Source organism: Paraburkholderia humisilvae (assembly GCF_902859855.1).
Taxonomy (GTDB): domain Bacteria; phylum Pseudomonadota; class Gammaproteobacteria; order Burkholderiales; family Burkholderiaceae; genus Paraburkholderia; species Paraburkholderia humisilvae.
On the sequence record NZ_CADIKH010000207.1, the window covers coordinates 1 to 3,549 of the forward strand.

Below are 3,549 nucleotides of genomic sequence, written 5' to 3' on the forward strand. Positions count from 1 at the left end.
TGCCTCGTCCAACGGCTTCTTTGCCATGGCGCGTATCTCCATTCAATCCGTTAGAGATATAACGCGCCAGCATCGAATCGGTTGTCATGTTTTATGGGAAACTCAATAGTGTTGCGACGACCGGTTGAATCCGCCCGCGATACGATGCTTGCCCATTTCGACACTCCTCCTTCTGTTCAAAAGGATAGGTGTCCGTTTTCGCGGGTCAACCTCACCGTTCCACTTACCGGCCTGTCCGAATTTCCGGCGCCATCTCTCCCTCTCGCAGTTGCGCTTCGCTTCATTCGCTGTGGTCAACTCATGGCGGGACTCGCACCCGCAAGATTGCGCCCATGCTGGGCGCACATGAAAAAGGCCGTGCCGATCGGATCGGCACGGCCTCGAGGCAACAGAACAGAAGAAGCGGAGTCTGGCGCCGCGTTTACCGGGTTGTCGCGACGATCTGCTCGGCGGACTGCGTCATGTCGATGCCGCGCCGTTCGCGGCTGAACAGGATCAGCACCGCAATTACGACGGCCACGGTGCCGGCGACGACCGCCATCGCGAGCGCATAGTTATTGTTGTTCGCGACAGCGAACGACGCTTGCAGCGTCGCGTTGACCGATGCGAGCAGGTTGCCCAACTGGTACACGAGGCCGGGGAAGGTCGCGCGAATCTCGTCAGGCGAGATTTCGTTCAGATGCACTGGAATCACGCCCCACGCGCCCTGCACGGAAATCTGCATCAGAAACGCGCCGATCGCGAGCATGACCGAAGTCGTCGAAAACGCCCACAGCGGCAGCACCGGCAGCGCGATGAGCGCGGCGATGCAGATCGCGCGGCGACGGCCGATTTTCTCCGAGATCGAACCGAACAGCAGGCCACCGACAATTGCACCGATGTTCAGCGTGATTGTGATCAGTGACACGGTATGCGGATCGAAATGGTGCTGTTCGCGCAGGAAGGTCGGATACAGATCCTGCGTGCCGTGCGAGAAGAAGTTGAACGCGGTCATCAGGATGATCGCGTAGATCGATAGCACCCAGTTGCGTTTGAGCGTGGCGAGCAGGCTGGGGCGTGGCTTCTTTTCCATCGCGACCCACGCCGGCGATTCGGGCACGTTCGAGCGCACGTACAGCACGAGCAGTGCCGGCACGACGCCGACGAAGAACATGCCGCGCCAGCCAATGTACTGGTACAGCACGCCGAACACGATCGATGCAAGCAGATAGCCGCTTGGGTAGCCCGCTTGCAGCAGGCCGGACACGAAACCGCGCGACTTCGTGGGCACCGTTTCCATCGTCAGCGCGGAGCCGACGCCCCATTCGCCGCCCATTGCGATGCCGAACAGCGCGCGGAGCACGATCAGCGTTGCCAGGTTCGGCGAGAAGCCGGACAACAGCTCGAGTAGCGAGTAGCACGCGATGTTGATCATGAGCGTCGGGCGGCGGCCGAACTTGTCGGCGAGCCTGCCGAAGATCAGCGCGCCGACCGGGCGCATCGCGAGCGTCAGCGTAATCGCGAACGCGACTTCCGGGATTCCCGTATTAAATTCGGCGGCGATATCTTTCAGAATGAAGACCATTAAGAAGAAATCGAACGCGTCGAGTGTCCAGCCGAGATAGGCGGCGATCGTGACGTTTCTTTGTTCGCGGGTCCAGCTCATCGTCTTTGTTCTCCTCTTTCTGGTTGTCACTTTGTGTGTTGAGCGTTGAGCATCCCGCGTTCCCCGTGGCGCGGACACAGGACGAGTGTACGCCCACGATTAAGTGTCCGCATGTAATTGCGGCGTTATTCCAGTGGTAAATGTTCAAGAAAAATTGATTTGAAAATCGATGCGATATCTTTTTAGCAGTGCAGCGAGTTCAGCGTCGATAGTCTCGGGCGTCCAACTGAGGGCTCGACGCCACCGGTACTCAGTTGCCGCCAGACAATCCCGATCACGTTGAGTTAGGGGCTACAGGCAGGCAGGTAAAACAGGATGACCTTACGTTCGAGCAGCCAACGTTGGCGTGTCGCCTCGCTGATACCGTGATGGACGCTGGCTTTGTCCGGAACGATCACTGTGGGCAAACCGTTGCCAGTGGTGAGCATACTGTCGATGAGGCGCTCGACATCGAGGGCTTTCATTGTGCCGGTATGCGTCGCGTGGATCGGCGTGTTCTCGCCGAAGTCCAGTGCGCCCATTACGCCGCGCCGGCAGTGATGGTTCGGTTCGACCTGATGCGGCAAGCCTCGTGGTGACCAGCTACGCTGAACCGGCGGCGATCCATGAAAGCCCGAGATACAGCAACCGTACGGCGTCCTCGCGTGCGGCCCGCCGGAGTTTCCCGAGTGTGTCCTGTTTCATTGCGAATGCCTCCTTGCCGCGCTCTTTTTTGAGCGAGTAGCGACTACGCCTGAACGAAAAAACGTTGCCCTTGAGCGCTTCGCCGAGCGTTTCGACCGTGCAGAGCAACGGCTCGTTGAGTGCGGCTTCACGCGCCGAGCGATGCCACCCGGAGTCAGTGGTTCGGCGCGGGCGATCTCAAGAGCCACGGCGATCTGGGCTTCGGTCAGCAGCGCATGCCGGCCGCCGTTATGTGTGCGCATCAAGCCCATATGCCCCGCTCGCGCCATGCGTGCGCCAGTTAAGCGCTCTGCCCACTCATACCCACTGGGCCGCAATGGCACGGGCCTTAAGGCCCCGCCCGAGCATCAGCACGCCCGCCGCGCGTGTGCGTGCATCCATAACGGTGATTGATCGACGTCTGCCGCAACGTCAGTTCCTCGGCCGCCTTCAGAACAACCACACACTTCATCCTACACCCTCAAACGGTTTTACCAGGTCCACTTATCGTCCCGAGGCACAAAATCGGTAATCTACACAGTAATCCGAATTGTTAACGGGGCACCGGACTGGCTGTTGTGCGCAAACGTCAGCCCGGCGCGTTCCCGTCCGATTAATGCAACAACCCATTACTCGCACACACTCAAATGCTGGAAATTTTATTGAAATTTTTAGTATGATGCATTAATATTTTGACTACAAAAAAATAAAAGAGATTTTGTGATATCCGCTTGCCAAGCGCGCACATTTTATCATCCGGGCTCAATATAGTTACACATAATCATGCCCTGTATCGCCGAATGGCATGTTATTTTCTCTATTAATATTAATATCGGTCCATCTATCGTCATCCAGGTCATCTTTCTCAGAATATGCCGCCACATCCAATACACCCCTAGCGGAACAGAACCACTACCAAACAATCGCGCATTGCATATAAAACAGTTATGGATAAGTACATATTTTTAATATCACATCCGTAACGAATTGTGGTGCCGGGAATGAATCAAGGCCAACAATCCTAAACCGCAAGGCCATCCATCCCGAATTGCGCGCCTGGAATTATCTCGCTGGCTCTGTCGCATTAACGCGGTGAAGTAGAATCGGCCGGATCGTAACGCATGACGAAGATGATGGCAAAGACGAAGACGCCAGGCAAGGCACTGCCTGCGGGCATTGGCAAGGTACTGAAGCGACTGCACTATCCATTGGAGGTGATTGTGCTGTGTGTGCGCTGGTAT

The 3,549-nt window shown here is 56.9% G+C and carries 2 protein-coding genes and 1 pseudogene; 1 reads left to right on the forward strand and 2 read right to left on the reverse strand.

Translation table 11 applies throughout. The features are described 5' to 3' along the window. Window positions 1-421 precede the first annotated feature (421 nt). Together HV796_RS40795 and HV796_RS40800 are read right to left on the reverse strand one after the other, a co-directional pair. The gene (locus tag HV796_RS40795) at window positions 422-1,645 is read right to left on the reverse strand and encodes an MFS transporter (protein ID WP_175233355.1); all 1,224 of its coding nucleotides are present in this window, start codon (window positions 1,643-1,645) and stop codon (window positions 422-424) included. Between the two features lie 284 nt (window positions 1,646-1,929). Next, window positions 1,930-2,265 (reverse strand): transposase, encoded by a 336-nt coding sequence (locus tag HV796_RS40800; RefSeq protein WP_175233356.1) that lies wholly within the window; start codon window positions 2,263-2,265, stop codon window positions 1,930-1,932. Window positions 2,266-3,438: 1,173 nt separating this feature from the next. On the opposite strand from HV796_RS40800, the pseudogene HV796_RS40805 reads away from it, so the two are divergent. Then, a pseudogene (locus tag HV796_RS40805) lies at window positions 3,439-3,549 on the forward strand (IS6 family transposase); the annotation flags it as partial.